General features: G+C 69.9%; 17 protein-coding genes. 9 read left to right on the top strand and 8 right to left on the bottom strand.

What is annotated here, in order from left to right; translation table 11 throughout:
• Positions 1-31: 31 nt before the first annotated feature.
• Both HUA75_RS09745 and HUA75_RS09740 read right to left on the bottom strand, forming a co-directional pair.
• Positions 32-967 carry a hypothetical protein gene (locus HUA75_RS09745; protein ID WP_174486206.1) on the bottom strand — a complete coding sequence of 312 codons (936 nt, stop codon included), beginning with the start codon at positions 965-967 and terminating at the stop codon, positions 32-34.
• Between the two features lies 1 nt (position 968).
• Positions 969-1376: a (deoxy)nucleoside triphosphate pyrophosphohydrolase gene (locus tag HUA75_RS09740; RefSeq protein ID WP_141643200.1), complete on the bottom strand. Its 408-nt coding sequence runs from the start codon at positions 1374-1376 to the stop codon at positions 969-971.
• A gap of 221 nt (positions 1377-1597) precedes the next feature.
• Here HUA75_RS09740 and HUA75_RS09735 point away from each other — a divergent pair, with 221 nt between their 5' ends.
• The 3 genes from HUA75_RS09735 to HUA75_RS09725 all read left to right on the top strand — a co-directional run bounded on the left by HUA75_RS09735 (position 1598) and on the right by HUA75_RS09725 (position 7408).
• Positions 1598-1879, top strand: coding sequence for a helix-turn-helix transcriptional regulator (locus tag HUA75_RS09735; RefSeq protein WP_246137916.1), 282 nt, complete (start codon positions 1598-1600; stop codon positions 1877-1879).
• A 263-nt stretch (positions 1880-2142) separates the two neighbouring features.
• Positions 2143-5922 carry a protein kinase gene (locus HUA75_RS47700; protein ID WP_371746084.1) on the top strand — a complete coding sequence of 1260 codons (3780 nt, stop codon included), beginning with the start codon at positions 2143-2145 and terminating at the stop codon, positions 5920-5922.
• Between the two features lie 151 nt (positions 5923-6073).
• A complete protein-coding gene (locus HUA75_RS09725; RefSeq protein WP_254627478.1) occupies positions 6074-7408 on the top strand; it encodes a serine/threonine-protein kinase in 1335 nt (444 codons plus the stop codon).
• A gap of 6 nt (positions 7409-7414) precedes the next feature.
• On the opposite strand, the gene HUA75_RS09720 is transcribed toward HUA75_RS09725, so the two are convergent.
• Positions 7415-8794, bottom strand: coding sequence for a sigma 54-interacting transcriptional regulator (locus tag HUA75_RS09720; protein ID WP_141646185.1), 1380 nt, complete (start codon positions 8792-8794; stop codon positions 7415-7417).
• Between the two features lie 33 nt (positions 8795-8827).
• Here HUA75_RS09720 and HUA75_RS09715 point away from each other — a divergent pair, with 33 nt between their 5' ends.
• Positions 8828-10219, top strand: a complete 1392-nt coding sequence (locus HUA75_RS09715; RefSeq protein ID WP_174486204.1) for an MBL fold metallo-hydrolase RNA specificity domain-containing protein — start codon at positions 8828-8830, stop codon at positions 10217-10219.
• Between the two features lie 8 nt (positions 10220-10227).
• Here HUA75_RS09715 and HUA75_RS46580 read toward each other — a convergent pair whose 3' ends face one another.
• Together HUA75_RS46580 and HUA75_RS09705 are read right to left on the bottom strand one after the other, a co-directional pair.
• On the bottom strand, positions 10228-13584 hold the full coding sequence (locus HUA75_RS46580; RefSeq protein ID WP_254627477.1) for a hypothetical protein: 3357 nt from the start codon (positions 13582-13584) through the stop codon (positions 10228-10230).
• Positions 13585-13599: 15 nt separating this feature from the next.
• The gene (locus HUA75_RS09705; protein ID WP_174486203.1) at positions 13600-15978 is read right to left on the bottom strand and encodes an FdhF/YdeP family oxidoreductase; all 2379 of its coding nucleotides are present in this window, start codon (positions 15976-15978) and stop codon (positions 13600-13602) included.
• Between the two features lie 514 nt (positions 15979-16492).
• On the opposite strand from HUA75_RS09705, the gene HUA75_RS09700 reads away from it, so the two are divergent.
• The 5 genes from HUA75_RS09700 (at position 16493) to HUA75_RS09680 (ending at position 22215) form a co-directional block, all read left to right on the top strand.
• Positions 16493-17416, top strand: coding sequence for a BON domain-containing protein (locus HUA75_RS09700; protein WP_174486202.1), 924 nt, complete (start codon positions 16493-16495; stop codon positions 17414-17416).
• 172 nt (positions 17417-17588) lie between these two features.
• The gene (hutU, locus tag HUA75_RS09695; protein WP_141646188.1) at positions 17589-19244 is read left to right on the top strand and encodes a urocanate hydratase; all 1656 of its coding nucleotides are present in this window, start codon (positions 17589-17591) and stop codon (positions 19242-19244) included.
• A 14-nt stretch (positions 19245-19258) separates the two neighbouring features.
• A complete protein-coding gene (locus tag HUA75_RS09690) occupies positions 19259-19999 on the top strand; it encodes a hypothetical protein (protein WP_174486201.1) in 741 nt (246 codons plus the stop codon).
• A 4-nt stretch (positions 20000-20003) separates the two neighbouring features.
• A complete protein-coding gene (gene hutI, locus HUA75_RS09685) occupies positions 20004-21269 on the top strand; it encodes an imidazolonepropionase (protein ID WP_141646190.1) in 1266 nt (421 codons plus the stop codon).
• An 88-nt stretch (positions 21270-21357) separates the two neighbouring features.
• Entirely contained in the window at positions 21358-22215 is an 858-nt protein-coding gene (locus HUA75_RS09680) for a class II glutamine amidotransferase (protein WP_174456797.1), read from the top strand.
• A 3-nt stretch (positions 22216-22218) separates the two neighbouring features.
• On the opposite strand, the gene HUA75_RS09675 is transcribed toward HUA75_RS09680, so the two are convergent.
• The 3 genes from HUA75_RS09675 to HUA75_RS09665 form a co-directional block, all read right to left on the bottom strand.
• The gene (locus tag HUA75_RS09675; protein ID WP_174486200.1) at positions 22219-23559 is read right to left on the bottom strand and encodes a hypothetical protein; all 1341 of its coding nucleotides are present in this window, start codon (positions 23557-23559) and stop codon (positions 22219-22221) included.
• Between the two features lie 63 nt (positions 23560-23622).
• The gene (tsaE, locus tag HUA75_RS09670; RefSeq protein ID WP_174486199.1) at positions 23623-24102 is read right to left on the bottom strand and encodes a tRNA (adenosine(37)-N6)-threonylcarbamoyltransferase complex ATPase subunit type 1 TsaE; all 480 of its coding nucleotides are present in this window, start codon (positions 24100-24102) and stop codon (positions 23623-23625) included.
• On the bottom strand, positions 24099-25634 hold the full coding sequence (locus tag HUA75_RS09665) for an NAD(P)H-hydrate dehydratase (protein ID WP_174486198.1): 1536 nt from the start codon (positions 25632-25634) through the stop codon (positions 24099-24101). Before HUA75_RS09665 ends, tsaE begins: the two co-directional genes overlap by 4 nt.

Raw genomic sequence — 25634 nt, 5'->3', positions numbered from 1 at the left:
CACGCCACGTACCGACTCAGGAGTCGCGAGATCAGCGACACCCCACCCGCCACAAGGGTTGACCTGTGAACTCCGTGCCCAGGAAATACCCCTGGCCGTCCGGCAGATAGGCCACCGCCTCCGCCTGGGCCTGGCTCCCGGCCGGCACCTCGACGAGAGCGCCCTTCAACAGCGACTCGACATCCGTCGCCCCCGACTGTCGCAGCTCCCACACCCGCGAGTAGGTGCGCACCAACAGGCGCTGGCCGGAGGGATGCAACGACGCGGCCGTCGAAAGCCGATCCACGCCCCCGGGGACCTCCAGCGTGCCCAGCTTCGTCGCCTGGATGACGGAGCCGGGTGACAGGCCGTCCAACGCGAAGACGTCGCCCAGCGAGCGGCGCGTCTTGGTCAGGACGACCAAGCGCCCCGAGCGCGCGTCCATCACCAGCGCCTCCGCGTCATGCGAGCCGTCCGGATAGGTGAAGGGCAGCACCTCCACCGGCACGGTGGCGTCGCCGAGCGTCTCCGGCTCTGGCACCCGGAACAGTCGCACCTGCTCCCGCAGCTCGAAGTTGTCGCCGATGTCCGCCAGGAACACGCACGTGCGGGGCTCGCCCGGCGCGCACGGCCCCACCGCCACGTCCTCCACATCCCGAGGCTCGGCGCCGGTGAGCTTCAACCGGGCCCGCACACGGCCCGCCTCGTCGATGGCGAACACCTCGAAGTCGTTGCCGGAGTCGTTGTGCGCCCAGAACACGCCGGGGTGGCGGACGCTGGCGGCCAGTCCGGACAGCTCTGGCAACTCGTCCGGAACCACGCCCGCCTGCTGGGGGATGCCGTAGGCCCCGCAACCGGGAACACCGACCGCGGGCGCCTGGGTGCCGGCGTCCTCCTGGACGGCCACCTCGGAAGGAACGGGCTTGGGACGCGAGCAGGCGACCCACCCCACGCTCAGCAGCAGGGCCCAGGTCCAGCGGGGCGCCACGTCAGGTGTCCAGGTCCAGCAGCTTCGCCAGTGTCTTCGCGTCCGCGTCGGGGAAGCGGTAGTGCGACATCTCCTCCAACGTCACCCAGCGGTGGTCATGCACGCGCAGGTGGCGGATGTGGTGCTCCGACTCCGCCAACTGGCAGCGGAACACCCGGAAGTCGATGTCATAGGTGGGATACTCGTGGCGGGTGTGCATGACCTGGTCGAGCACCTCCACGGCCACGCCCATCTCCTCCTGGATTTCCCGCGCGAGGGCCGAGGAGTCGCTTTCGCCCTCCTCCACGCGGCCGCCGGGGAACTCCCACAGCAGGGGCAGCGATGCGGTGGGGGGACGCTGGGTGATGAGGTAGCGTCCCTCCTCGTTCTCGAGCATCGCGCCGACGACTCGGACGTGGCGACGGGCCATTCGCTTCTCCTGTCTCCTGGGCAGGCCAACGGGGAGGGGCGGCCTAACACAGGCCCCCGCCCGTCGCCAATGCCACTGGCCCCCCTCCGCCAGCGTGCGCATGGCCCAGGCAGGCGCCCACCCCCACCCCGGGGAGCCCCTGCGTTGGCGGTCGGCGCCAGGTCCCATCCCTCGGGGCCCCATCCAATGTTGGAGGCCATGCTTCGGACCTGGAGCATGTGGTGAATTGGGTGACGAGCGGGCCGGATGGCGTCATGCTCGCGTCCATGAAGACGAGTCGCGCGGAAAGGGCCGAGGTGCTCGGGGCGGCACTGAAGGCCGCCCGCCAGCAGGCGGGGCTCGGCATGGAAGAAGTCGCCGAGCGCCTGGAAATGCCCGTGGAGGTCCTCGCCAGGGTGGAGCGTGGAGTCATGGTACCGACCATCTCCACCCTGACCCGGTTGTGCGTCATCCTGAAGCTGGACCCGGACACCCTGCCGGACCTCCCCGAGATGAGCGACTGAGCCTCGCTCTGGGAGCGCGCCGGGAGGAGGCCTGATGGCCCCACCGACGTCCCCGGAAGCGGTGGCCGTCCCTCTGGGGGAGGCTTCCGTCCGCGCCGCCGAGAGGCGATGCTTCGAGGGGCCCGCACGCACCTCGGACTGAACTCCCCTCGCCGCCGCCATCGATGCGCTGTCCCACCTGCCATCGCCGTGTGGTGGATTGTTGTCCCCTCCACCCCTCCTCCGCGCTTGCGCCCCGAGCGCCTCCCGCCCCTGCGCCCGACGTGCCCGGCTACCAGTTGGGCGCCGCCCTGGGCCGGGGAGGCTTTGGCCGGGTCCACGCCGCGCGCCGCGACGCGGACGGCAGGCAGGTGGCCCTCAAGGTGCTGGAGCCGCTCGCCTCGGAGCGACTGACTCGCGAGTTGGAGGCCCTGCGCCGCATCGGCCCGCCTGTCACCCCGGAGCTGCTGGGGGAAACGCGCACCTCCGCTGGTGAGCACGTCGTCGCGATGGAGCTCATCGAAGGCGTCACCCTGGCCCGCCGCCTCGCGGAGCTTCCCGGTCAAGGCGCCCTGCCGTGGGACGAGGCGCGAGGGGTGATGGTGGCGCTGGCCCGGGCCCTCTCGGGCGTGCATGCCACGTCGGTGGTGCACCGGGACCTGAAGCCCGAGAACGTGATGCTCGCCGGCGAACGGCTGGTGCTCGTCGACTTCGGACTCGCCCGCGTGGGCGCCACCCGGGATGAGGCGCCTGCTCCCAGCGTGACGAGGACGGGCCAGCGGCTGGGCACCCACGAATACATGTCGCCCGAGCAGTGTCACGACGCTCGCATCATCGACGCGCGCGCCGACCTCTACAGCCTGGGTGTCGTGTACTTCGAAATGCTGTGCGGCCGGCCGCCCTTCGTTGGAGAGACGGCCTCCGTGCTCCAGGCCCACGTCTCTCGCCGTCCCCCATCGCTCGCACGGCTTTCGCCATCGCCCGTGCCGGACGCGGTGGAAGCGCTCGTGTCGCGCCTGTTGGCGAAGGCTCCCGAGGAGCGGTGGTCCACGGCCTCGGAGGTCGTCGAGGCACTCGAACGTCTGCCGAGGGGAGCACGGCCCTCCCCTTCCGACGCGGCGCCTCCGCTCCATGATGGCAGTCCCGAGGACAGCACGACGTCCGCGCCACGGTCCGTGGCCAGCGTGGGCCCACGGGACATCGCTCTACTGGGCGTCAGGACGTCATTGGATGTTCCCTCGCTGCGCGCGCAACTCTCCGGCGTCGGCGCGGAGCTGGCTCGCGTGGAGGTCGGGCTCGCGCTCTTCGCGTTTCCCCATGCCAGTGGCGTGGACGTGGGCTTGCGCACCGCGCACAAGGCCGCGGAGGCGCTCGCGAGTGTGCTGCCTGCCGGCTCGACGCGCGCGGTGCATCGGGCGTCCCTGCGCGTGCGAGAGCGTGGTGGGCGGTGGGTGCTGGGAGGCGCGGCGCTCGAACACGTGGAGCGGTGGTGGCCACCGTCGACCGCGCCATCCGACGCCCTGCTGCTGACTCCGGAGGCGCGGGAGTCGCTCCGGGAGCCCGAGTCCGGACGCACGCCACCACCCGAGCTGCCCCCTCCGCGCGCCGTCACCCTACGGGGTCGAGAAGGTGACCTGGGCTGGCTGCGAGAAGGCGTGGCGCGAGTCCGCGAGCACCGCGCGCCCCTGCTCTTGACGCTGCTGGGCGAAGAGGGACTCGGCAAGACGCGACTGCTGGCGGAGTTCCACCGGGAGCTGCTGGGCACGGGCGCGGTTTCCAGCGTGCTGGTGGAGGCGCACCGTGACGAGGCCAGCGCCACCGAGAGCGGCCTGGGCAACCTGCTCACCACCATCCTGGGACTTCCCCCCAACACTCCCTCCGAAGAGGCCGTGAAGCTCCTGCTCCAAGACGCGGGCCTCACGTTGGAATTCGCCACCCTGCACCCGGCGGCGCGGCGGCAGCACATCGCCCGAGCCCTCGCGTCGCGACTGCGGCGGCTCTCCGAGGCACGGCCCCTCGTGCTGCTCGTGGACGACGCGGAGACGTTGGACCCCACCGCGCTCGATGCGCTGGAACTGGCCACACTCGCGGGAGTCCAGGCGCCACTGTGCATCGTCCTCGCGGGGCGCCATCGCCTGCTGGAGATGCGGCCCTACCTGGGCGAGCGCTCCGCCGACACCGCGAGCAGGGAGTTGGAGCCGCTGGAGGACGATGCGGCGCTGGAGGTGCTGCGCGAGCTGCTTCATCTGGTGGATGTGCCCGCGGAGGCGACTTTGCGGGAGCTGGCGGAGCGGTGTGGCGGCTCGCCGCTGCGACTGGTGGAGCTGGTTCGAACGCTGAGGGCCGCGGGTGCCATCCGGGCACGCGTCGGGGGTGGCGGCTATCTGGCGGCGGAGGCCCTGGACGCGCGAGCCCTGGACAGTCCGAGTCCGGATGAACGGATGGCGGTGCGTGGTCTCGCGGCGCTTCCGTCGGGACTGCGCTCGCTGCTTCAAGTGGCGGCGGTGCTGGGCGACGACGTGCGCTGGGATGAGCTGTCCGCCACGCTCGCCCGGCTGGAGCACGACGCGGCGCTGGACCTCTCACTGGACCCGGGCGTGGGCCTGGAGCGGCTGGCGCGCATGGGGATGCTGGAGTCACGAGGGCCCCGGCGTTGGCGTTTCGAGCACACCACGCTGCGCGAGGCCTTCGCCGCGCAACTCCCGGGAGCGTTGCGGCGCCGCATCTGCGGTTCCGCGTTGAGCGCCCTTCCCGAAGCTCCCATGCCACGCAGGGCCCGCTGGGCGGAGGCCGCCGGGGAGACGCTCCTGGCGTTGGAGCTCCACCATGCGATGGCGGAGTCCAGTCGCCGAGGCTACCGGCTGCTGGAAGCCGAGCGTCACTACTCGGCCGCGCTGGCGCTGCTGCCTCGCGAGTACGACGTGCTCAGGCTGGAGCTGCTCTCGGGCCGAGGCCGCGTGCGCTATCGACTCCAGCGCATCGACGACGCACTGGAAGACCTGCGCGAGGCGCGACGTGTGGCCGTCGCCCGTGGGTCCGTGGTGCGAGAGGCGGACCTGCTCCTGGAGGAAGCCACCGCGCTGGACTGGCGGGACGAGACGGAGGACGCCATCGCATTGCAGGAGCAGGCCTTGCGGTTGCTGGGCGAGCCCGTGCCCTCGGACCTGGCGGCACGTCACGCCCTGGCGCGCGCGCGGGTCTTCGTGAGGCGTGAGGACATCGCGGGAGCCATCACTCCGTTGGAGGAAGCGGTGGCCATGGCCCGTTCCACGCGCGACGAGGAGACGGAGGCCATCGCGCTGGCGATGCTCGGCGCGATGCTGGGGTGGACCGGCCAGCTCGAGGACTCCGCGCGACGCTTCGACGAGGCCATCGCCCTGTGCGAGTCCACGGGAGACACGCTGCACCTGGGCGTCGCGCTCAACAATCGGATGGTGCTGCACGTCCAGCGGCGCGACGTGGCGGGCGCGCGAGGAGACCTGGAGCGCGCGGTGAGCCTGGGGCGCGAGCTGGGCAACGTGCAGATTGAGCGGACCTCCGCGTTCAACCTCGCGTTGCTCCTGGCGTACCAGGGGCGCGCGGCGGAAGCACTGCCACTGGCGCGACGCGCGGGCGTGCTCAGTCAGCGGTTCTTTCCGCGCTCCATGGCCCAGGATGCGCTGCTCGTGGCGCGCCTCTGCTGCGAGCTGAGTGACCTGGCGGAGGCGGCTCGACAGCTGACGTGGCTGGAGGAGTCGACTTCGCTCGCGAGCATGTCACCGGCGGACCAACTCATGAGCTCCGTGGTGCGACGTGTAGTGGATGAGTCGTCGGGTGAACGGCCCTATACCCGCGCCTTCTGGGAGGAGCGGGTGGACTCCGCCAGGACGCGGATGACACCGGACGAACGGATGGAAGTCCTCATCTGGGCGGCACGCGCGGCCCGGGCGGCAGGCGATGACGAGGCACTGCGCGCGCGCGTCACGGAGGTCGAGGACATCGCGCACGAGGCGCCGCTCTGGACGGAGCGCGTCCGGGGACTCGTGACGGATGGGCTCGGCGGCCGGGAGAAGCCTGGCGCGTGACGAATGACGTCCGGAGACAGGCGGAGCGGGCCCGTGTTCGCAGCGAACGCGCGGGCCACTGGCCGGATGGCTCTCGGCCGGTCGCTCGTGACAAGCAGGGACAGGAGGCGGGAGCAGCCCGGCCCGTGCTAGCAGGCATCGGGGAGCGTGGATGGCCGAGATGAACGAGCGAGACGGCGCGGGGAGCCACGCGCAGGTCTCCCTGTATGGTGACGAGTTGGAGCCGGGAGCCCTCGTCGGTCCGTGGGTGGTGGAGTCCCGGGCCCACTCGGGTGTCACCGCGTCGCTCTATCGCGCCACCCATGTGGACACTCGTGCTCCCGCCGCCGTGAAGGTCGTGCGGGCCCATTTCAACCACGTGAGCGAAGTCCTCAAGCGCTTCAAGCAAGAAGCCGACACGCTCCAGACACTTCAGCATCCACACATCGTGCGCGTGCTCGAATACGGGGAGCTGCGCGACGGACGCCCCTGGCTCGCCATGGAGTGGCTGGAAGGCGAGAGCCTGGACCGATGGCTCGCGCGTCGTGGACCCTTCTCGCTCGCGGAAGCCCACACGGTGATGGAGGAACTGGGGAGCGCGCTGGCACATGCCCACGGGCAGGACGTGCTGCACCGCGACCTGAAGGCCCAGAACGTCATGCTCCTGCCGCGCGCGGAGGGCTTCACCGTGAAGCTCGTCGACTTCGGCATCGCCAAGGTGGCACCCGCCGAAGGCAGCGCGGGCCTGACGAGCGCGGGCGCGGTGCTGGGAACCCCGGTGGCCATGGCTCCGGAGCAGATCCTCGGCCAGCCCGTGGACGTGCGCGCGGACCTGTATGCGCTCGGTGTGCTGCTCTATCAACTGCTCACGGGGAAGCTCCCCTTCACCGGAGAGAGCGCGGTCGAAATCGAGGAGCAGCACCTGCACGCGCCTCCACCTCGGCTGAGTGAGAGCGTGCGGGTTCCTCCGGCCCTGGAGGCTCTGGTCCGGCGCTGTCTCGCGAAGCGCCCCGACGAGCGTTGGCCGGATGTCGCGACGTTCCTCTCGGCGCTGCGCGCGGCGCTCACCCCCGTGGACGAAGCGACCTGGGCCGCCGGGCTCTACCTGGACCTTCGTTTCCCGGCGTCAGACGAAGACCCCACGGACGATGCGCTGGACGCGAGGGACACAGCCCTGGAGTCGAGCCGAGAGCTGCTGGAGTCCGCGGGTTGGACGTTGGCCGTGGAAGGCGGCAATGCCCTCCTCGCCTGGCGCGAGCTTCCCTCGGAGGCACCAGCGCGGACCGTCGAGCGCACCGCGTGTCGGATGCTGGCACAGCAGGTCCTCACGCGAGCGAGGGCCCTCGCTGGCGACGCGCTCGAGACACGGCTCTATCTCCACGCCGCGCCTGGCGAGCTTTCAACGAACTCGCAGGGCGGGCGACTCGTGAGCGGCCCCCTGTCCCGGTTGGAGGGCTGGGCCACCGGGGGCGCACCGGGTGTGGTGACGGAGCGAGACGCCGACTGATTCGGCTCAGGTCCGCAGGCCGCGTCGACGAAGCAGGCGGTACAGGTACACGCGGTCCATGTCCGCGGCGGTGGCGGCCTGCGACACCTTGCCGCCGTGGAGCTGCATCAGCGCATCCAGGTACTCACGCTCGAAGATTTCGAGCGCCCGGCGACGGGCCTCCGCATAGGGCTGCTTGGGGTCCACCATGCTCCCGAGGACACCCTGCGCACCAATCTGCTCCGTCGTCGGAGGCATGGCGTCCTGGAACACGAGGCAGCGCTCCAGGTGGTTTCGCAGCTCGCGCACGTTGCCGGGCCATGCCGCGTGCTGGAGCTGGTCGATGAATTCGGGCGTGCTCAGGGCCGCGACATGCTCGGGCTCCGCGCCGAACGCGGCCAGGATGCGCTCGGCGATGAGGGGGATGTCCTCGGGACGCTCCCGCAACGAAGGGATGAGGATGCGCACCACCGCGAGCCGGAAGAACAGGTCCGGACGGAAGCGACCCGCGTTCACCTCCGCGCGCAAGTCTCGATGGGTCGCCGCGATGACCCGCACGTTGACGGGCTGATACGTGTTCGAGCCCAGCCGACGAATCTCGCGCTGCTCCAGCACGCGCAGCAGCTTCGGCTGAAGCTCGGACGGCAGCTCGCCCACTTCGTCGAGGAAGATGGTGCCGCCATCGGCCTCCTCGAAGGCGCCGATGCGCCGCTGGAGCGCGCCCGTGAAGGAGCCCTTCTCGTGGCCAAACAGCTCGCTCTCCAGCAGGTTGCCGGGGATGGCGCCGCAGTCGACGGTGAGGAACGGGCCGGACGCACGGGCTCCCGCGCGATGGATGGCCAGGGCCGCGCGGCTCTTCCCCGTCCCTGTCTCTCCTTCGAGCAGCACCGTCGCGTCACTGGCGGACGCGCGCTCCATGAGCGCGAAGCTCGCGCGGGAGACGACGGAGGTGCCCACCAGTTCGCCGAAGAAGCTGCGCTCGGAAATCTGGAGGCGATTGCTCTCCGGGCTGAAGTCGAAGCGCACGCTGACGCGGCCCAGGCGAAGTACGCTGCCACCGCGCAGGTACGCCTCGCGCACGTGGACGCCGTCGAGCACCGTGCCGTTGAGACTGTCCAGGTCCCTCACGCGCGCGCCATCGCGGTCGACCCGCACCTCGCAGTGGAAGCGCGAGACGGTGGGCTCCTCGATGACGAAGTCATTGAGGGCGTGCGAGCCGATGGAGAAGGTGTCGGCGTTGGAGTCCTTGGACTGCCCGGGCTGCGGGCCCTCCAGGACGGTGAAGCGGAAGCGACGGACGGCACCGGTGAAACCAGGGCGACCGGAGCCGGTGGGCCGAGTCTGCTGGGCGTCCTCGCCCTTCGAGGGGGTGCGGTCCGCCCCGGGGGGCCGCTCGGAGATGCTCATGGGCGCCCCACGCTAGCACGGTAGGATGCGCCCATGGCCTCCCTCCATTTTCTCGGCGCCGCCGGAACCGTGACGGGCTCGAAGTTCCTCCTCGAGCATGATGGCAAGCAGGTCCTCGTCGACTGCGGGCTCTTCCAAGGCCAGAAGGAACTGCGTCAACGCAACTGGGAGCCACTGCCCCTGCCCGCGCGGGAGATCGACGCCATCGTCCTCACGCATGCCCACATCGACCACACCGGTGGGCTCCCCCGGGTGGTTCGAGAGGGCTACGACGGCCCCATCTACACCACGCCGGGCACGCGGGATTTGACGGCCCTCTTGCTGCCGGACTCCGCGCACCTGCACGAGGAGGAGGCCCGCTATGCGAACAAGGAGGGCTACTCCAAGCACCGCCCCGCCCTGCCCCTCTACACGGTGCCCGACGCCGAGCGCGCGGTGGAGATGATGGAGACCTTCGGCTACGAGCGGCCGAAGGAAATCCTCCCCGGTATCACCCTCACCTTCTACCGGGCGGGCCACATCCTGGGCTCGGCGGTGTGCGTGTTCGATTTGAAGAGCACGCGTCAGCGCGTGGTCTTCAGTGGGGACCTGGGGCGCTACAACGCGCCCATTCTCAGAGACCCGCAGAGCGTGGACTCGGCCACGACGCTGGTGGTCGAGAGCACCTATGGAGACAGGCAACACCGCGACACGAAGCCCGTGGATGCGCTGTGCGAAGCGGTGACGGGCGCCTTTGAGCGGGGTGGAGTGGTGGTGATTCCCGCGTTCGCGGTGGGACGCACGCAGGAGATACTCTTCCACCTGCGCAATCTGGAAGAGGCGAAGCGCATTCCAGAAGTGGATGTGTTCGTCGACTCGCCCATGGCGTGTGACGCGACGCCGCTGTACCTGATGCATCCCGAGGAACATGACTTGGTGATGAAGTCGATAGTGGAGCGCGGGGCGTCTCCGCTGGCGACTCGGAGGACTCGGTTCGTCACGTCCGCGAAGGAGAGCAAGCAACTGAACCAGCACCAGGGGCCCGCGGTCATCATCTCCGCGTCCGGCATGGCCACGGGTGGACGGGTGCTGCACCACCTGAAGCACCGGCTGCCGGACCCGCGCAACACGGTGCTCTTCGTGGGCTATCAGTCCGTGGGTTCGCGAGGTCGGCGGCTGCTCGATGGCGAGAAGGAGACCCTCATCCACGGGCAGCGTGTGCCGGTGGCCGCGGAGATCCACACGGTGAGCGGCTTCTCGGCGCATGCCGACTGGACGGAGACGATGCGCTGGATGGAGGGCTTCGATTCTCCGCCGCGCCAGACGCTGCTGGTCCACGGTGAGCCGGAGGCACTGGAGGCACTCCGGCGGCGTGTGCAGGCCAGGAGCTGGAACGCCTACGTGCCTGGGTACATGGAGAAGGTGGAGCTGGAGTTGGCGGTCTGAGCCGTCGGCTAGGACTTCTCGGTGCGGGCGCCTGTCCGCACCGACCAGCGGACGATGAAGGCCGGTCCGTCCTTGGCGTGACCGGATACGTGCGCCAGCAAAGCGGGCCGAGCGTCACCGGTCCAGAGGCTCACGAAGTCGCCCATCCACCAGTGGGCCAGGGAGCGCGCGGCGCGAGCCACCGTCTCCCGTGACACTTCGGACAGCGAGCGCTGGTCTTCCATCAGCTCGCGCACGAGACGAGCGGGCAGCAGCCAGCACTCGGCGCGAGGGATGGGTGGAACGAGGAAGAGACAGAAGGCGGCGTCGGTCCGCGAGAGCATTCCATCGAGTTGCTCACGTCCGAGTTTGAAGTGAGGCAGCCACTGCCCTTCACCACGTTGCTCCAGCTTCACCACCTGCACGAGCACCGCGCGTTCGGTGCGCACGAAGCCGTCGACGTCCGCATCGAGGACGAAGGCGACCTCGGGTCCGGAGGTGGGCCGAGAGGTGGCGCCCTTCGCGGCTCGCTTCCTCTTCGGCGCTCGTGGACGAGAGGGAGCCTCCGTCGGCGTTGCCTCCTCGACCCACCGTGATTCGGCGGCGGAGGTCGTCCCCGGAGCGAGCAACGGGGGCAGTGGTTCCGTGCCGTCGGGTGGATTCTCGGCGGGTGTCGCCGAATCTAGAGGAACGTCGTGTCCGGGCGAGACGAATACCTGAGCATCGTCGGCTCCTGAGACCTCCGTAAGTTCGCCGGAGTGCTCGCCAGGAGTCACCGCCTCGGAAGCAGTGGCCTCGGCGGGCTGTTCTCCCCACTGCGCTGCGTCCATTCCATCGACTTCGTGCTCACCGTGCGGCCTCTCGTCGGACACGAGCGCTGCGTTCTGGCCTGCGACAGAACGAGCCCCCAGAGCCCCTTCGTCCGAAGCAACCACATCGTCACGCGTATCCGCCGAATGCGCTTCAGCCAAGACACTCAACGCACGCCCAGCTGAAGTGGCTTCGTCGGAACCAACCCCGTAACCCTGCGTGTCCGCCACAGGAGATTCGGCCAAGACGCTCATCGCACGCCCAGCTGAAGCAGCTTCGTCGCCCTGCGTGTCCGCCAAAGGAGATTCGACCTCAGCCGTCGGCGTGAGCTCGATTGGCCCGGCTTCGTCAGAACCACCAACGTCAGCCAGCGTCTCTGACAGCGGTACTTCGGCCTGGAGAACCAAGGCGCTCACATCACCCGGTCTGCCATCAGCCTCAGAAACATCCGCGGGCGCATCGGTCAGAAATTCGGCGCGGTCATTGCTCTCCGGGCTCGCGCCCAGCGTCTCTTCGTCGGGAACAACAACATCCGGAGGCGCATCTAGCGCGCTCGAATCCTCCGGCCCTTCGCCGGCGAGAGCGCCATCCGCGAACGGTCGCACGGTCTCCGTCCTTGCCAGGTCCCCGCGATGAGCGTCCTCGTCGCTCGCGACATCGACCGCCACCTCTGTGACGGTTCCCTCAACCTCGGCAGTGGGGGCCTGCGCGTCCGCACTCGCCAACGCGCTGGCCTCACCGCCAACCTGTCCTTCCGTCGGAGGAAGCGGTTCCTCGGGCACGATGTCCGCCACGCGGCGAACCGTCAGCTCGAAGTCCAGCGGCGGCGGCTGGCCTTGCGCCAGCAAGGTCAACAGGTCCGCCTTCACGCGACCCATCTCCCCACTCAGGCCCTCCAGCAGCGAGGCAACCAGTTCCTCCGTGTCCTCACGGAACCGCTCCGGGTAACGCGTGGCGAAGTCCGTCTCCACCCGAGTCACCGCGCCCAGCAGCAACTCCTCCAAGTCGCGATCTCTCAGCCACGTCCGCCCAGCCAGCGGCACCGCGCGAGTCACATGCAGGTGCCGCAGTGCCTCCGTCAGCGAAGCCGGAGCGACCGCGCCCGTGGGCTTCACGCCGGGCCCTTCCTTGCCCGTGCCCTGAAGCCACCGCTGCAACGTGCGCACCCGCAACCGCACTCGCGACGACGGGTGGTCCTTCAGCTTTCGCACCTGCCGTCGGTCCGTCTCCGTGCGCAGGAGCGACAACACCGTCAGCTCCGCCTCGGACGACGCCGCATCCGGCGCGCACCACAGGAAGAACTCGATGGCCGCCTTGCGAAGCATGGGCTTGCGCCCCACCCGCTCCGCCACGTCCTCGCGCCACGCCGCCAGCTCATCCATGCCCGGACGCGCATCCACCGCCACCAGGCGAGGCCACAGGTCCGCGCACTCCTCCGCCAACCAACACAGCTGCACGAAGCCGGGCGCCAGGGGCTCGAGCTTCGCCCGCGTCCGCTTGCGCCGCTCGAACGCATCCGTCAGGCCCTTGCGTACCGACGCACGGAACAGCCGTTCCTCCAACCACACCAGGGCCAGCACGAGCCCGGGCTCACCCTTGCGCAGCGTGGCCTGACAGTGGTCCAGCACGAACCGGACGGGCTCCAGGCTCGCGGCCACCTCGAAGTCGCTCCCCACCAGCGCGCCCATCGCCCCGCGCAGCCCATCCACCGGCGGCGCATCGAAGCGCGCGAGCAGCTCGCACAGGTTCTCCACCACGGACGTCGGGCCGCCGACTTCCAAGGTCCGCGCCAGCAACAAGCCCGCGCGAGCACACCACTCCGGCTCCTTGCGGCCATTCGGATAACACGCCAGGAAGCCGCGCATCGCACCGCGGCCGTCAGGCGAAGTCGCCAGGGCGAACAGCCGCTCCGCCAGGACCTCCGACGCCTCCTGCCAGGGAATGCGCGAGGCCCGAGTCCGGATGAAGTCCGCGAGCCTGTCCCGTCCCGCCTCGGCGGTCGCCGGCAGGAGCGCGCGAAGCTGCTCCAACATCCCGATGGCCTTCGCTCCCGTGGCCATCACCCGCTTGAGGTCCACCTCCACGCTGTCCTGGAACCGCAACGCCCGCCCATCGAACGAGCACGAGACGTCTCCCACCAGGGTCGCCAGCGAGTCCGGGTGCCGCTTGAGGTAGCGCGTCAGCACCGTCGACACGGAGGCTTCGGTCTCCCGTCGCACCCGCCCCGTGATTTCCGCGTCTCCCGCCGCTCCAAGCACGTCCAGCATCTGGGCCTGTCGCGACAGCAGGCGCTCCAGCAATCCCGGTGGCGGCGCCGCATACGGCCACAGCAGTTCGCTGCACGAGCCCACCAGGAACAACAACTCCGCGAGCCCCCGCGCGCCCGAGGCCATGCGCTCCCACGCGGCGAGCTGCGCCTGGTTGCGCTCCTCCAGCGAGGCTCCACGCACCCACTGCGCGAAGGACTCCGTCCATTGCGCGGACGCCGACACCGCCTCGGCATCGGACGTGCGCGAGACTCCCTCATAAAGCGGCCGGAGCGACTCCGGCCACGCGGCCTCACCGGACGGCTGCATGCGCGCTCACGAACCTCATGAAGTCGAACCCTCGACCAGGGCCGGCGCGTCCACGGATGGCGCCACGGTGATGACCACGGACTTCGAAGCAGGCGTGCGACTCTTCTCAGCGAAGCTGTCCACCGGCACCAGCACATTCGTCTCGGGGAAGTACGTCGCCGCGCACCGACGCGGGATGTTGTACGGCACCACCACGAACCTCCGGGCCACGCGAGTCTCTCCCTGGAAGTGGCTCGTCAAGTCCACCACCTGGCCCTCGGCGAGGCTTCGCTCCTGGATATCCTTCGGGTTCATCAGCACCACGCGCCGACCTCCCCGAATGCCACGGTAGCGGTCATCCAATCCATACACCGTGGTGTTGAACTGGTCATGCGTCCGCAGCGTCATCATCAGCAACTGCCCGGGCTCCAGCTCCTCGCGAGGCATGGAGTGCACCGTGAAGTGCGCCTTGCCGCTCGCGGTGGTGAAGCGCCCCTCGCGAGGCCCATTCGGCAGGAAGAACCCTCCGGGCTCGCGCACGCGACGGTTGAAATCACCGAAGCCCGGGATGACTCGAGCGATCATGTCCCGGACACGGTCGTAGTCCTCCACCATCGACCGCCACGGCACCTTCGAGCGCGAGCCCAGCACCGCCTCGGCCAGCCGCGCGACGATGTCCGGCTCACTGAGCAGGTGCTCTGACGCCGGAGCCACCGCGCCGCGCGTGGCATGCACCACGCCCATCGAGTTCTCCACCGTGACGAACTGCGCCCCACCCGCCTGCACGTCCCGCTCGGTACGTCCGAGGCACGGGAGGATGAGCGCCCTGCGCCCATGCACCAGATGCGCACGGTTGAGCTTGGTGGAGACATGCACGGTGAGCCGGGTGCGCCGCAAGGCCCGCGCCGTGAGCTCCGTGTCCGGCGTGGCCGACAGGAAGTTGCCGCCCATCGCGAAGAACACCCGGACCCGGCCCTCGTGCATGCCGTGGATGGTGTCCACCACGTCCAGGCCATGGTGACGCGGAGGCTCGAAGTCGAGTTCCCGGGCGAGCGCATCCAGGAACTCGGCCTTCGGCCGCTCCCAGATGCCCATGGTGCGGTCCCCCTGCACGTTGCTGTGGCCGCGCACCGGGCAGACACCCGCGCCAGGCTTGCCGATGCTGCCCCGCAACAACGTGAGGTTGACGATCTCCTGGATGTTGGCGACCGCGTTGCGGTGCTGGGTGAGCCCCATGGCCCAGCAGAAGATGATGCGCTCGGAACGGGCGAGCAGCTCCGCCGCGTCGAGAATCCGCGCGCGCGGCACACCGCTGCGCTCCACCACGTCGTCCCAGCTCACTTCAGCGAGGTGGGCCGCGTACGCCTCGAACCCGAGCGTCTTGTCCTCGATGAACGAGCGCGCCACCACGGTGCCGGGCTTCAGCGCCTCCAAATCCAACAGCGCCTTGCCCAGTCCCTGAAGCAGCGCCACATCCCCGTTGATGCGGACCTGGAGGAACTGGGTGTTGAGCGCCGTACCCGGACCGAGGAGCTGGAACACCTCCTGCGGGTGCTTGAAGCGATTGAGCCCCGTCTCCGGCAGCGGGTTGATGCTGACGATTTCACAGCCCCGGCGCGCGGCGGCCTGGAGCGTGGTGAGCATGCGCGGGTGGTTGGTGCCCGGGTTCTGCCCGATGACGAAGATGGCCTGCGCCTGGTCGAAGTCCTCCAGCGTGACGGTGCCCTTGCCAATGCCGAGCGTCTCGCTGAGCGCCGTGCCACTGGACTCGTGACACATGTTCGAGCAGTCCGGCAGGTTGTTCGTGCCGAACTGCCTCACGAACAGCTGGTACAGGAACGCGGCCTCGTTGCTGGTGCGCCCCGACGTGTAGAAACACGCGGCGTCCGGCGTCTCCAGCGCGTGGAGCTCCTCGGCGACGAGCGCGAAGGCTTCCTCCCACGAGATGGGCGTGTAGTGCGTGGCCCCCTCGCGCAGCACCATCGGGTGCGTGAGTCGTCCCTGCTTGCCCAGCCAGAAATCGGACTGGGCACACAGCTCCGCCACGCTCCACTGACGGAAGAAGTCGGGCGTCACGCGCTCCGTCGTGCCCTCTTCCGCCACCGCCTTGGCGCCGTTCTCACAGAACTCCGCCACGGAGCGATGTCCCGGGTCCGGCCACGCGCATCCCGGACAGTCGAAGCCGTCCTTCTGGTTGACCTTGAGCAGCAGGCGCGTGCCACGCACGACCCCCATCTCCCCCCACGCATGCTTCATCGTGGAGATGACGGCGGGAATACCGCCCGCGACCCCAGACAAGGGGCCCACCAGGGGAGCCCGCGGCTCCTCGGGCGGCTGAACGGGAGGAAGCAGCGGCGTCAGCGCCGAGGCGGGTGCGCCCTGCGTCTCCTCGTCGTCCCGCTGTGCTTCGGCCATGCCCCGCCCTCCAGATGCCATGCGGACGATTGCCCGACCGTGGCGCGCGCGAGTCTACCCCTCCCGGGCCTCGCGGGTATGTCTGCTCGAAGCGTCCCCTCTCGTTGTCCTCATTCCCGCCCGGCCCGTGCCTGGACGGCCGACAGGGCGAGGCTGCGTTGCCAGCGATGCACACGGTCAAAACCCTCTGGAGACAGGGCCCGCGGGCGAGCCGATACGCAAGGAGACGCACGACATGAGCAGGCGCCATGAGGACTCCGGCAGGCGAGGCGGAGAGCGACACGGTCGGGGGGCCTCCCACGAGGACCATGAGGGGAGGCGCCATTCGGGCAGGGGGCCGGACGAGCACGGGACAAGGCACGCGGATGGGGCCGACCCACGAGGCCCACCCCGCCACGAACACCACGAGCACCACCCAAGAGCCAGCCGGGACTCCCACCGCTCGGACTGGGATGCGCGCCGAGACTACGAGCACCCGTCGAGGGACTTCGCTCGCGACAGCAGCTACCGCACGATGCGGGGCGACCGCGACACGCTCGACTACGAAATCGACCGGGACTTCGGTGACGCCGCGCGGGAGCTGGACAAGGCCCGGGAGTACGGCCGGGATTATGACCGCGAGCGCGAGCTGGACCGTCGTGCCCGACTTCTCGACCCGGAGCGGATCGCCCGGCGACCAGGGTACAGCCCCAGCGGCGTCTTCCGCGACCTTGGTGAAGGTGACCCTCGCATCGGGCGGGGCGACGAGCGCCTCCGACGAAGGGGCCCCTCCGAGGAAGGTGGCCGACAGGATCCGCGCGGCGCATCCGCTGGAGCACATCGCCAGGGCGCCGTGGGGCACGGACACTCGCGCCATGGCCTGCGCGGCTCCGATTCATGGGACGAGCCCGAGGCCTGGATGGATGAGCTGCGGGAGCTGGGGCCTCGCGACAGGCCGGCGGAAGCGGACGTGCGACAGGGCGGCACCCAGCCTTCGGGCCATGGGCCGGGCATCGAGAACATGGCCCCGCCCCAGCAGGGCTTCTCCACCAGCATGTCGCGCGGAGACGACCACGACATGGGCCACGGCGGCTTCCTCGGCGGTGGCTACCGACCTCGTGCCCCGTCACGCCCCACGGGGCGCGGCCCGCGCGGCTACCAACGCGGCGACGACCGCATCCGCGCGGACATCTGCGACCACCTGATGCGCGCATGGATGGACTCCGCCGACGTGGACGTCCAGGTGGAAGCCGGCGTGGTGACCCTGCTTGGCCGCGTGCGAGGTCGCGACGAGAAACGCGCCATCGAGGACGTCGCCGAAGCGGTACTCGGCGTGAAGGAGGTCCTCAACCACCTGCGCCTCCACCGAAGCGAGGGGGCATCGCACCCACCCGCGTCACGGGCGCCGCTCGACGCACCAGCGCAGGACCCGGACGAGGACGGTTCGTTGCACTCCTGAGACGAGTCTCGGCCCCGCGCGTCATGAATCTGGCCCCGTCCCACCTGGGGACGGGATTTTCCGGGCCTCCATCGGACACTGTGGCGTCGGGCCTCACGGTGCTGTCCCCGCGCCGCGCGGGTTCGGCTAGTGTGCCGGGCCTTTCCGCCAGCCACACCTCAGGAGCCTGTTCATGTCCCGCGTCATCCGCGCCCCCCGTGGTTCCACCCTCTCGTGCAAGGGTTGGGTCCAGGAGGCCGCGCTCCGGATGTTGATGAACAACCTCGACCCGGATGTCGCCGAGCGCCCCGAGGACCTCGTCGTCTACGGCGGCACCGGCAAGGCCGCCCGCGACTGGCCGTCCTTCGACCGCATCGTCTCCAGCCTGCAGAGCCTCTCCGATGAGGAGACGCTGCTCGTCCAGTCCGGCAAGCCCGTGGGCATCTTCCGCACGCACCCGGATGCGCCGCGCGTGCTCATCGCCAACTCCAACCTCGTGGGCCGCTGGGCCAACTGGGAGCACTTCCACGAGCTGGAGAAGAAGGGCCTGATGATGTACGGCCAGATGACGGCCGGCTCGTGGATCTACATTGGCACCCAGGGAATCCTCCAGGGCACCTACGAGACGTTCGCCGCAGCGGGCCGCTTCCACTACGGCACCGAGGACCTGGCCGGCCGCCTCATCCTCTCCGGCGGACTGGGAGGCATGGGAGGCGCGCAGCCGCTGGCCGCCACCATGAACAACGCCGTGTTCCTCGGCGTGGAGATCGACCCGTGGCGCGCCCAGCGTCGCGTGGAGACGCGCTACCTGGACGTGGTGGCCAGGGACATCGACGAGGCGCTGGCCCTCGCGAAGGACGCGCAGCAGAAGCGCGTGGGCCGCTCCATCGGCATCATCGGCAACGCGGCCTCGGTGTTCCGCGAGCTGTACCGCCGGGGCATCAAGCCGGACCTCGTCACGGACCAGACGAGCGCGCACGACCCGCTCCACGGCTACATCCCCACGGACCTGTCCCTGGAGGCCGCCGCCGAGCTGCGCACCCGGGACCCCGAGGGCTACGTGCGCCGCGCGCGCGAGTCGATGATTCAGCACGTGGAGGCGATGAACGACTTCCAGCGCGCTGGCAGCCACGTTTTCGACTACGGCAACAACCTGCGCGGACAGGCACAGCTGGGCGGCATGGAGAACGCCTTCGAGTTCCCCGGCTTCGTGCCCGCGTACATCCGCCCGCTGTTCTGCGAGGGCATGGGCCCGTTCCGCTGGGTGGCGCTGTCCGGCGACCCGGAGGACATCCGCCGCACGGACCGCGCGGTGCGCGAGCTGTTCCCGCAGAAGGCGTCGCTCCAGCGCTGGCTGACCATGGCGGAAGAGCGCGTGGCGTTCCAGGGCCTGCCGGCGCGCATCTGCTGGCTGGGCTACGGCGAGCGCGCGAAGGCGGGCCTCGCGTTCAACGAGCTGGTGCGCAAGGGCGAGGTGAAGGGGCCCATCGTCATCGGGAGAGACCATCTGGACTGCGGCTCGGTGGCGTCGCCCAATCGCGAGACGGAGGCGATGAAGGACGGCACGGACGCGGTGGCGGACTGGCCCATCCTCAACGCGCTGGTGAACGCGGTGAACGGCGCGTCGTGGGTGTCCTTCCACCATGGCGGCGGCGTGGGCATGGGGTATTCGATGCACGCCGGACAGGTCATCGTCGCGGACGGGACGGCGGAGGCCGCGCGCCGCATCGAGCGCGTGCTCACCAGCGACCCCGGCATGGGCGTGCTGCGCCACGCGGACGCCGGCTACCCGGAGGCCATCGAGGTGGCCAAGGAGCGCGGTGTGAAGATTCCGGGCATCACCGTGTAGCCTCCGGAGTCGCCATGCCCCACCCCGCGCGCCCGAGCGTCGTCCTTCCCCTGGCCCTTGCTCTCGGAGTGTTCGCGGGGTGTGCCCCGACGGCCGTCGGCCCCATGGTCATGCGCCTGGGTCCGGGGGCCGCGGAGCAGCGCATCCTCCAGGCAGGCATCCGCAGCGGCCCCCGGCTCAGCGCGCCCATCGCCGGCACGCAAGGAGTCGTCAGCGTCGACGAGCGCTTCCGGGGAGACGACGCGAGCTTCTCCACGCAGCAGTGGGGGCTCGCGTTCGATGCCGCGATGACGTGGCCCCTCACGGAACGGCTGCACCTGCACACCGGCATCCAGGGCGAGATGTTCCTGCCCCTGCCCGTGCCGGGCTACGGCGTCTACGCGGGCGCGTCGTATTACCTCGGCTCGGAGCAACTGGGCGTGGCGCCCTCGTTCGCGCTGCGAGGAGCGTCCGACTTCGGCATCACCTCCAGCAAGGGCGGACCGGGCAGCATGGCCGGCGCGGAGGCGACGTGTGCCTTCAGCTTCTCGCCGGAGCCGGGCGTGTCCGTGGGATTGGTGCCCTTCGTCGCGGTGCACACGCTCGCTTCGCATGGCACGAGCCAGGGCTCCTTGTATTACGGCGGAGTGGTCGCCGCCCGCTTCACGTGGAGGTGGTTGGACACGCTGGAGCTGTCCGGCGGTTTCGGCCGGGCGAAGGTTGGCAACAGCGCAAGCTGGAACGTCCCCATCGTGGGCGTACGCGGAGGTCGTTGACGCAATGGATGCGCTGGAGCTGCTGGTCCGCAACACGTCCGAGGTCCTCACCCTGGAAGGCACGCACCGCGAGCGCGCGGAGACAGCGCTCACGCCGAAGCCCGGCGCCTGCGTGGGCGTGCGCGAAGGCCGCATCGCCTTCGTGGGCGCGGAGTCGGAGCTGCCCTCGGGGGCCGTGAGTTCGAGCACGGTGGTGCTGGATGCCGAGGGAGGCTTCGTGGGCCCCGGCTTCGTGGACCCGCACACACACCTCGTCTTCGCCGGAGAGCGCTCCGCCGAGTTCGACCTGCGCAACCAGGGCGCCACGTACCTGGAAATCGCCAAGGCCGGCGGCGGCATCGTGAGCACCGTGCGCGCCACACGCGCCGCCAGCGAGGACGAGCTGGTGCGCCTGGCCCTGCCCCGCGTCCAGCGACTCCTGGAGCAGGGCGTAACGGTGGCCGAGGTGAAGAGCGGCTACGGGCTCGACTTGGAGAACGAGCTGAAGATGCTGCGCGCGGTGCGCAGGCTCGGCGCGCTGACGCCCGTGGAGCTGGTGCCCACGCTGCTGTGCGCGCACGCCATCCCCCAGGAATACCGCGAGCGCCGCGAGGACTACGTCCGCCTCTGCATCGAGGAGATTCTCCCGGCCGTCGCCCGAGAGGGCCTGGCGCGCTTCTGCGACGTCTTCGTGGAGGACAGCGCCTTCACCGTGGACGAGGCCCGCCGCATCCTCACCACCGGCCGCGCGCTGGGACTCGTGCCGCGCCTTCACGCCGACCAGCTCACCGCCCGAGGCGCCTCCGAACTCGCCGCGGAACTGGGCGCCGCCACCGCCGACCACCTGGAGCAGGTCACCGACGCCGGCATGCGCGCCCTCGCCGACGCCAACGTCACCGCCGTGCTCGTGCCCACCTCCACCCTCTTCCTGCGCATGCGCCCCTACGCGCCCGGACGCCGACTCCGCGACGCGGGCCTCAACATCGCTTTGGGCACCAACGTGAATCCGGGCTCGGCCATGAGTGAAAACACGGCCTTGGCGCTGGGACTGGCGTGTCTGGAGAACGGGCTGAGCGCGGCGGAGGCCTACTGGGCCGCCACGCGCGGCGCCGCGCTCTCATTGGGACTGCAACGACATGGTCGGCTGGCCGTGGGTGATGCAGGCGACCTGGTGCTGTTCAGTTGTGCGTCTTTCCGTCATCTGCCCTACCATTTAGGCGTAGGGCACGCGCGCACGGTCGTGAAGGCCGGGCGCGTCGTGGTGAGGCAGGAGCTGAATTCCTGCGGGTGAAGCGACGTCGTCTGGTGACACGTGCGTCGCACGGGAGGGCAAGAGAGCTTCCCGTCGGGGCCGGCCGTTATAAGTACCAATTGCAGCCATGTGCCGACTTTTTGGATTTCGTTCTTCAGTGCCTTCCGCCGTCCACCCTTCGTTGGTGACGGAGAAGAACTCGCTGCTCATCCAGTCGCGCGAGCACAAGGATGGGTGGGGAATCGCCGCGTACGGTGCGGAGGCGCTACCGCTTGTGGCCCACGGTGTGGGGCCCGCGCACAGTGACCCTGACTTCGAGCGGGTGAGCAGCCGTGTGTCCTCACACACGGTGGTGGCACACATCCGGCTCGCGTCGGTGGGCGCGGTGGAGCTGCGCAACTCCCACCCCTTCCAGCATGGCCGGTGGACCTTCGTCCACAACGGCACGGTGCGGGAGTTCGCGAAGCACAGCGCGGAAATCGAAGCCCTCATCTGTCCCACGCTGCGCGCGGGCATCCAGGGCACCACGGACAGCGAGCGCTGCTTCTACGTCTTCCTGACCCGACTGGCCGCCCGGCATCCCATCGCCCATCCCGTCCCCGTGGAGGGCGTCGCCCGGGCGCTCGCGGAGACGATGAGCCTGGTGTCCGCCATCACCGACGAGCCGCAGGTGCAGCCGCGCTCGGCGATGAACTTCCTCGTCACCGATGGCGAGGTGATGGTGGCTTCGCGGCGCAACCGGACGCTCTTCGTGTCCACCGGTGGGGCTCGCTGCACCACGGGCGCCCTGCCCGAGGTGGGCACGCGGCTGGAGCAGCTCATCGTCTCCAGCGAGTCGCTGTGCGGTGGGCCGTACTGGACGCCCGTGGGCGAGGAGGACGTCATCGGCGTGGACGCCGGCCTCGTCTTCCATCGATGGAGCGTGCCGGAGCTGGCGGGGGATTTTCAGCCCCCCACGCCGGGCCCCACGCGCCACGCGGCCTGAACGTCAGGGCACCACGGGAGGCTGAAGCTCGCGCAGCGCGGGCACCAGCTTCTCGCGGATGGCCACGACGCGCTCGAACAGCCAGAAGCCGAAGGGCTGGATTTTCCCAGGCGCCGTGGGCTCCTCGGGCAGCTCGGGCTCGTTCCCGTTGAAGCGGTGGATGCCGTACTCCCCTTCGGTTGTCTGGGAGCGCCGGTCGAAGAGGAAGCTCGCGCTGTCGTGCCAGCCCCCGTGGAAGACGAGGGCCTGCGCGAGTCCCGGCACCGGCTCGTCCAGGTTCTCCGCCAGCTCCTTCACGTTGTACTCATTGGCGTTGATTTCGAGCACGCACGACCCACCACCGCTGACGTTGCCGCTCAGGTGCGTCGTCACGTTGCTCGGTGCCATCGCCACCCACGTCGCGGTGCCGTAGCGGCGCGTGAAGTAGTCGAAGGAGGAACCCGCTGCTTCGACGGCCTCGGGCTTCGTCCATCGCCCGAAGCGCTTCTCGTGCATGGAGCGGAAGAACTCGCTGCCGTACCCCATGCGCTCGAGCCGAGCCCGGTCCTGGGTTGGGTCGATGAGTTCGACGACGAAGTGGCCCACCGGCAGTTTGTGGTGCAGTTCGGTGAGGAGGGCCACCGCGGCGTCCACGGCCTCGTGCGCCGTCGTGGGCCGGGCCACGGACGACAGCTCCACCCACGGCGATTGAGATGGGAGCGCGGGGTTCTCTTCCCGCGCGGGGGGCGTCGAGCACGTGAAGGCGGACAGGCCCTCCTGCTCCAGGTTGAAGAGCCGCTGCTCCGCCGCGACGAGCGCCTCTTCGCGCGTCGCGAACGGAGTGCGCTCCTCTTGAGAGGTCTTCTCCAGCCCCGCGACGCGCACGGAGACCGTGTGGAGCACCGCCCCGTCGACGCTCACCGTCTCGGAGCGAACCAGGCCCGGCTGCGTGACGCGCAGTTCGCGCCGCACCAGCCTGTTGGAGGACACGTTCCATCCCAGGCCGGAGTGGAAGCCGAGACGGCCATAGTGGAGCACCAGGGCGTCGACGTCGGACAAGCGCACGCGCGATTGAGTCACGCGTCCGCCCAGCATTCCTCGCGTACAGATGGCTCCGTCCTCGTAGAGCGCGACCTCCACGAAGAGTCCCTCGAGCCGCAACACGAGGAAGTGCCGCTGGCGCGCGACGGACGGCGCGGGCATCGCGTTGAACTCGAGCAGGGTCTCCCGAGTCCACACCTGGAGCCGGTTCTCGCTGTCGTAGAACCAGCACTCCTCGGGCACGTCCCACACTCGCACCCGGTCTCCGGGCGCGATGGGCCGGCCGCGATTGAGTTCACGTATCGCCGAGTAGCTGCGCGCCATGCTCCCACTCCTCCAACGTGAGGCCCTCGTGGGCCTGAAGTCGATGCGTCGCCCGGCGAGGGCTCAGGGCAACCACGCCGTCAGCAGCGCCACCGAGCGGACACCGTAAGCCTCCGCCTTGAGTGAGCGCGCGTCCCCGCCCGCGTGGGCCAGGGTGACACGCAGGTGCTCGGTGGGCGCCGCCTCCGGCACGCGGTCCAACCACTCCACCAGCACCGCGCCCTCCCCTCCGACCAGGTCCATGAAGCCCGTGGCGTAGAGGTCGTCGTAGCCCGTCAGGCGGTACAGGTCCGCGTGGTAGAGCGGAATCCTTCCCGAGTACGGATACACAATCGCGAACGTGGGGCTGGCCACCTCGGAGCGCGGCACATGCGCGCCCTCGGCGACTCCGCGCACCAGGTGCGTCTTGCCCGCGCCCAGCTCGCCAATCAGTCCCACGAAGTCGCCCGGCTCCAGGAGCCCGCCGAGTCGCACGCCGAGCCGATGCGTCTCCTCGGGTGAAGCCAGCGTCAGGGTCCGCGTCACCAACTCTCCGTCACTCATCGACCCCACCTCACCCACAGCTCGCAGAGGCCCTGCTCGATGAGGTCCCCCGCCACCAGGCCCAGCTGACCGCGCCGAGCCGCGGCCAGATCTCCCGCCAGTCCGTGCGCATACACCGCCGTCCAGATGGCATCGGGCAGTGAAATCGCCTGAGCCAGCAGGGCCCCACACACACCGGACAGCACATCACCGGAGCCACCCGTGGCCATGCCCGGGTTGCCCGTGGTGTTGATGAAGACGCGTCCATCCGAGTGCGCCGTCAGCGTCCGGTCACCCTTGAGCACCACCGTCACGCCGAGTCCCGAAGCGAGCCGACTCACGACCTCCATTCGGTGCGACTGGACCTCCCGGGTCGACTTGCCCGTCAGCCGGGCCATCTCCCCCGGATGCGGCGTGAGGACCACCGGCCCCTTCGCGCGGCGCAGCACGGACAGGTCATCCGCCACGGCGTTCAAGGCGTCCGCATCCAGGACCGCCGGAATCTCCAGGCGCGACAGGAGCTCGCCAATCAGCGCGCCCGTCCCGGGCCCGCGTGGAATGCCCGGCCCCATCACGAGCGCGTCCTTCCCCTCGGCGGCGGCGAGCAGCGCGTCCAGGTCTCCCATGCCCAGAGGCCCCGCGGCCTCCAGCGGGATGCCCATGATTTCAGCCGAGTGCGACTGCACGGCCTCCAGCGCATCGCTCCGCGTGGCCACGGTGACGAGTCCCGCGCCGCTGCGCAGCGCCGCCTTCGACACCAGGGCCGCGGCGCCCGTCTTGCCCCGACTGCCCGCGACGACCAGGACATGGCCGTACGTGCCCTTGTGCGTGTCCGCCTTGCGCACCGGCAGGGTGCCGCGCGCGTCGGACTCCTCGACCACGAAAAGCTCGGCGCCGGATACCTCGCGAGCGGACGCGCCGCCCATGCCGATGTCCACCCGCCGCACGCGTCCGCACAGCGTCGCGCCGGGCTCCAGCACCTGCCCTGGCTTGAGAAATCCGAAGGCCACCGTGGCATCCGCCTCCACGCAGGGAGAGAAGGACTCGCCCGTGTCGCTCTGGAGGCCGGACGGAACATCCGCCGCGACGACCCTCGCGCCCGCGCGCCGCCAGCGCTGGATGGCGGAGATGGCCTCCGCGAACGCCCCCGCGGGTGCCCGACTCAGTCCCGTTCCGAAGAGCGCGTCCACCACCACGTCCCCCGCGCCCGGCGGCTCCAGCGACTCCAGGGCGCGCGACACACCGCCGAAGCCTCGCAGCGCCTCCAGGTTGCGCTTCGCCTCGGGCGTCAGCTTCGCGGCGTCTCCCACCAGCGACACCGACACCTTCGCGCCCCCTTCCATCAGGAAGCGCGCCGCCACCAGGCCATCACCGCCGTTGTTGCCCGGCCCGCACACCACCACGAAGCGGCCAACAGGCCCGGCCAGCTCGCGAGCCACCTCCGCGAGCCCCCGCCCCGCGTTCTCCATCAGCAGCGCGGAGGGCATGCCGTGGCGCTGCTCGGCGGCCTCTTCGGCCTGACGCATCTGGGCGGCGGTGAGGACGCGCAACAT

This window comes from Myxococcus sp. CA040A, from assembly GCF_013336725.1.
GTDB lineage: Bacteria > Myxococcota > Myxococcia > Myxococcales > Myxococcaceae > Myxococcus > Myxococcus llanfairpwllgwyngyllgogerychwyrndrobwllllantysiliogogogochensis.
The sequence above is the reverse complement of the archived record's forward strand: the minus strand, read 5'-3'. Positions and strand labels throughout refer to the sequence as shown.

What these genes read in the sequence shown, in the direction of transcription:
- HUA75_RS09740 (WP_141643200.1), bottom strand. Translation starts at nt 1,376, where the DNA reads ATGGCCCGTCGCCACGTCCGAGTCGTCGGCGCGATGCTCGAGAACGAG.
- HUA75_RS09725 (WP_254627478.1), top strand. Translation starts at nt 6,074, where the DNA reads ATGGCCGAGATGAACGAGCGAGACGGCGCGGGGAGCCACGCGCAGGTC.
- HUA75_RS09720 (WP_141646185.1), bottom strand. Translation starts at nt 8,794, where the DNA reads ATGAGCATCTCCGAGCGGCCCCCCGGGGCGGACCGCACCCCCTCGAAG.
- HUA75_RS09715 (WP_174486204.1), top strand. Translation starts at nt 8,828, where the DNA reads ATGGCCTCCCTCCATTTTCTCGGCGCCGCCGGAACCGTGACGGGCTCG.
- HUA75_RS46580 (WP_254627477.1), bottom strand. Translation starts at nt 13,584, where the DNA reads ATGCAGCCGTCCGGTGAGGCCGCGTGGCCGGAGTCGCTCCGGCCGCTT.
- HUA75_RS09705 (WP_174486203.1), bottom strand. Translation starts at nt 15,978, where the DNA reads ATGGCCGAAGCACAGCGGGACGACGAGGAGACGCAGGGCGCACCCGCC.
- HUA75_RS09700 (WP_174486202.1), top strand. Translation starts at nt 16,493, where the DNA reads ATGCGGGGCGACCGCGACACGCTCGACTACGAAATCGACCGGGACTTC.
- hutU (WP_141646188.1), top strand. Translation starts at nt 17,589, where the DNA reads ATGTCCCGCGTCATCCGCGCCCCCCGTGGTTCCACCCTCTCGTGCAAG.
- HUA75_RS09690 (WP_174486201.1), top strand. Translation starts at nt 19,259, where the DNA reads ATGCCCCACCCCGCGCGCCCGAGCGTCGTCCTTCCCCTGGCCCTTGCT.
- hutI (WP_141646190.1), top strand. Translation starts at nt 20,004, where the DNA reads ATGGATGCGCTGGAGCTGCTGGTCCGCAACACGTCCGAGGTCCTCACC.
- HUA75_RS09680 (WP_174456797.1), top strand. Translation starts at nt 21,358, where the DNA reads ATGTGCCGACTTTTTGGATTTCGTTCTTCAGTGCCTTCCGCCGTCCAC.
- HUA75_RS09675 (WP_174486200.1), bottom strand. Translation starts at nt 23,559, where the DNA reads ATGGCGCGCAGCTACTCGGCGATACGTGAACTCAATCGCGGCCGGCCC.
- tsaE (WP_174486199.1), bottom strand. Translation starts at nt 24,102, where the DNA reads ATGAGTGACGGAGAGTTGGTGACGCGGACCCTGACGCTGGCTTCACCC.
- HUA75_RS09665 (WP_174486198.1), bottom strand. Translation starts at nt 25,634, where the DNA reads ATGTTGCGCGTCCTCACCGCCGCCCAGATGCGTCAGGCCGAAGAGGCC.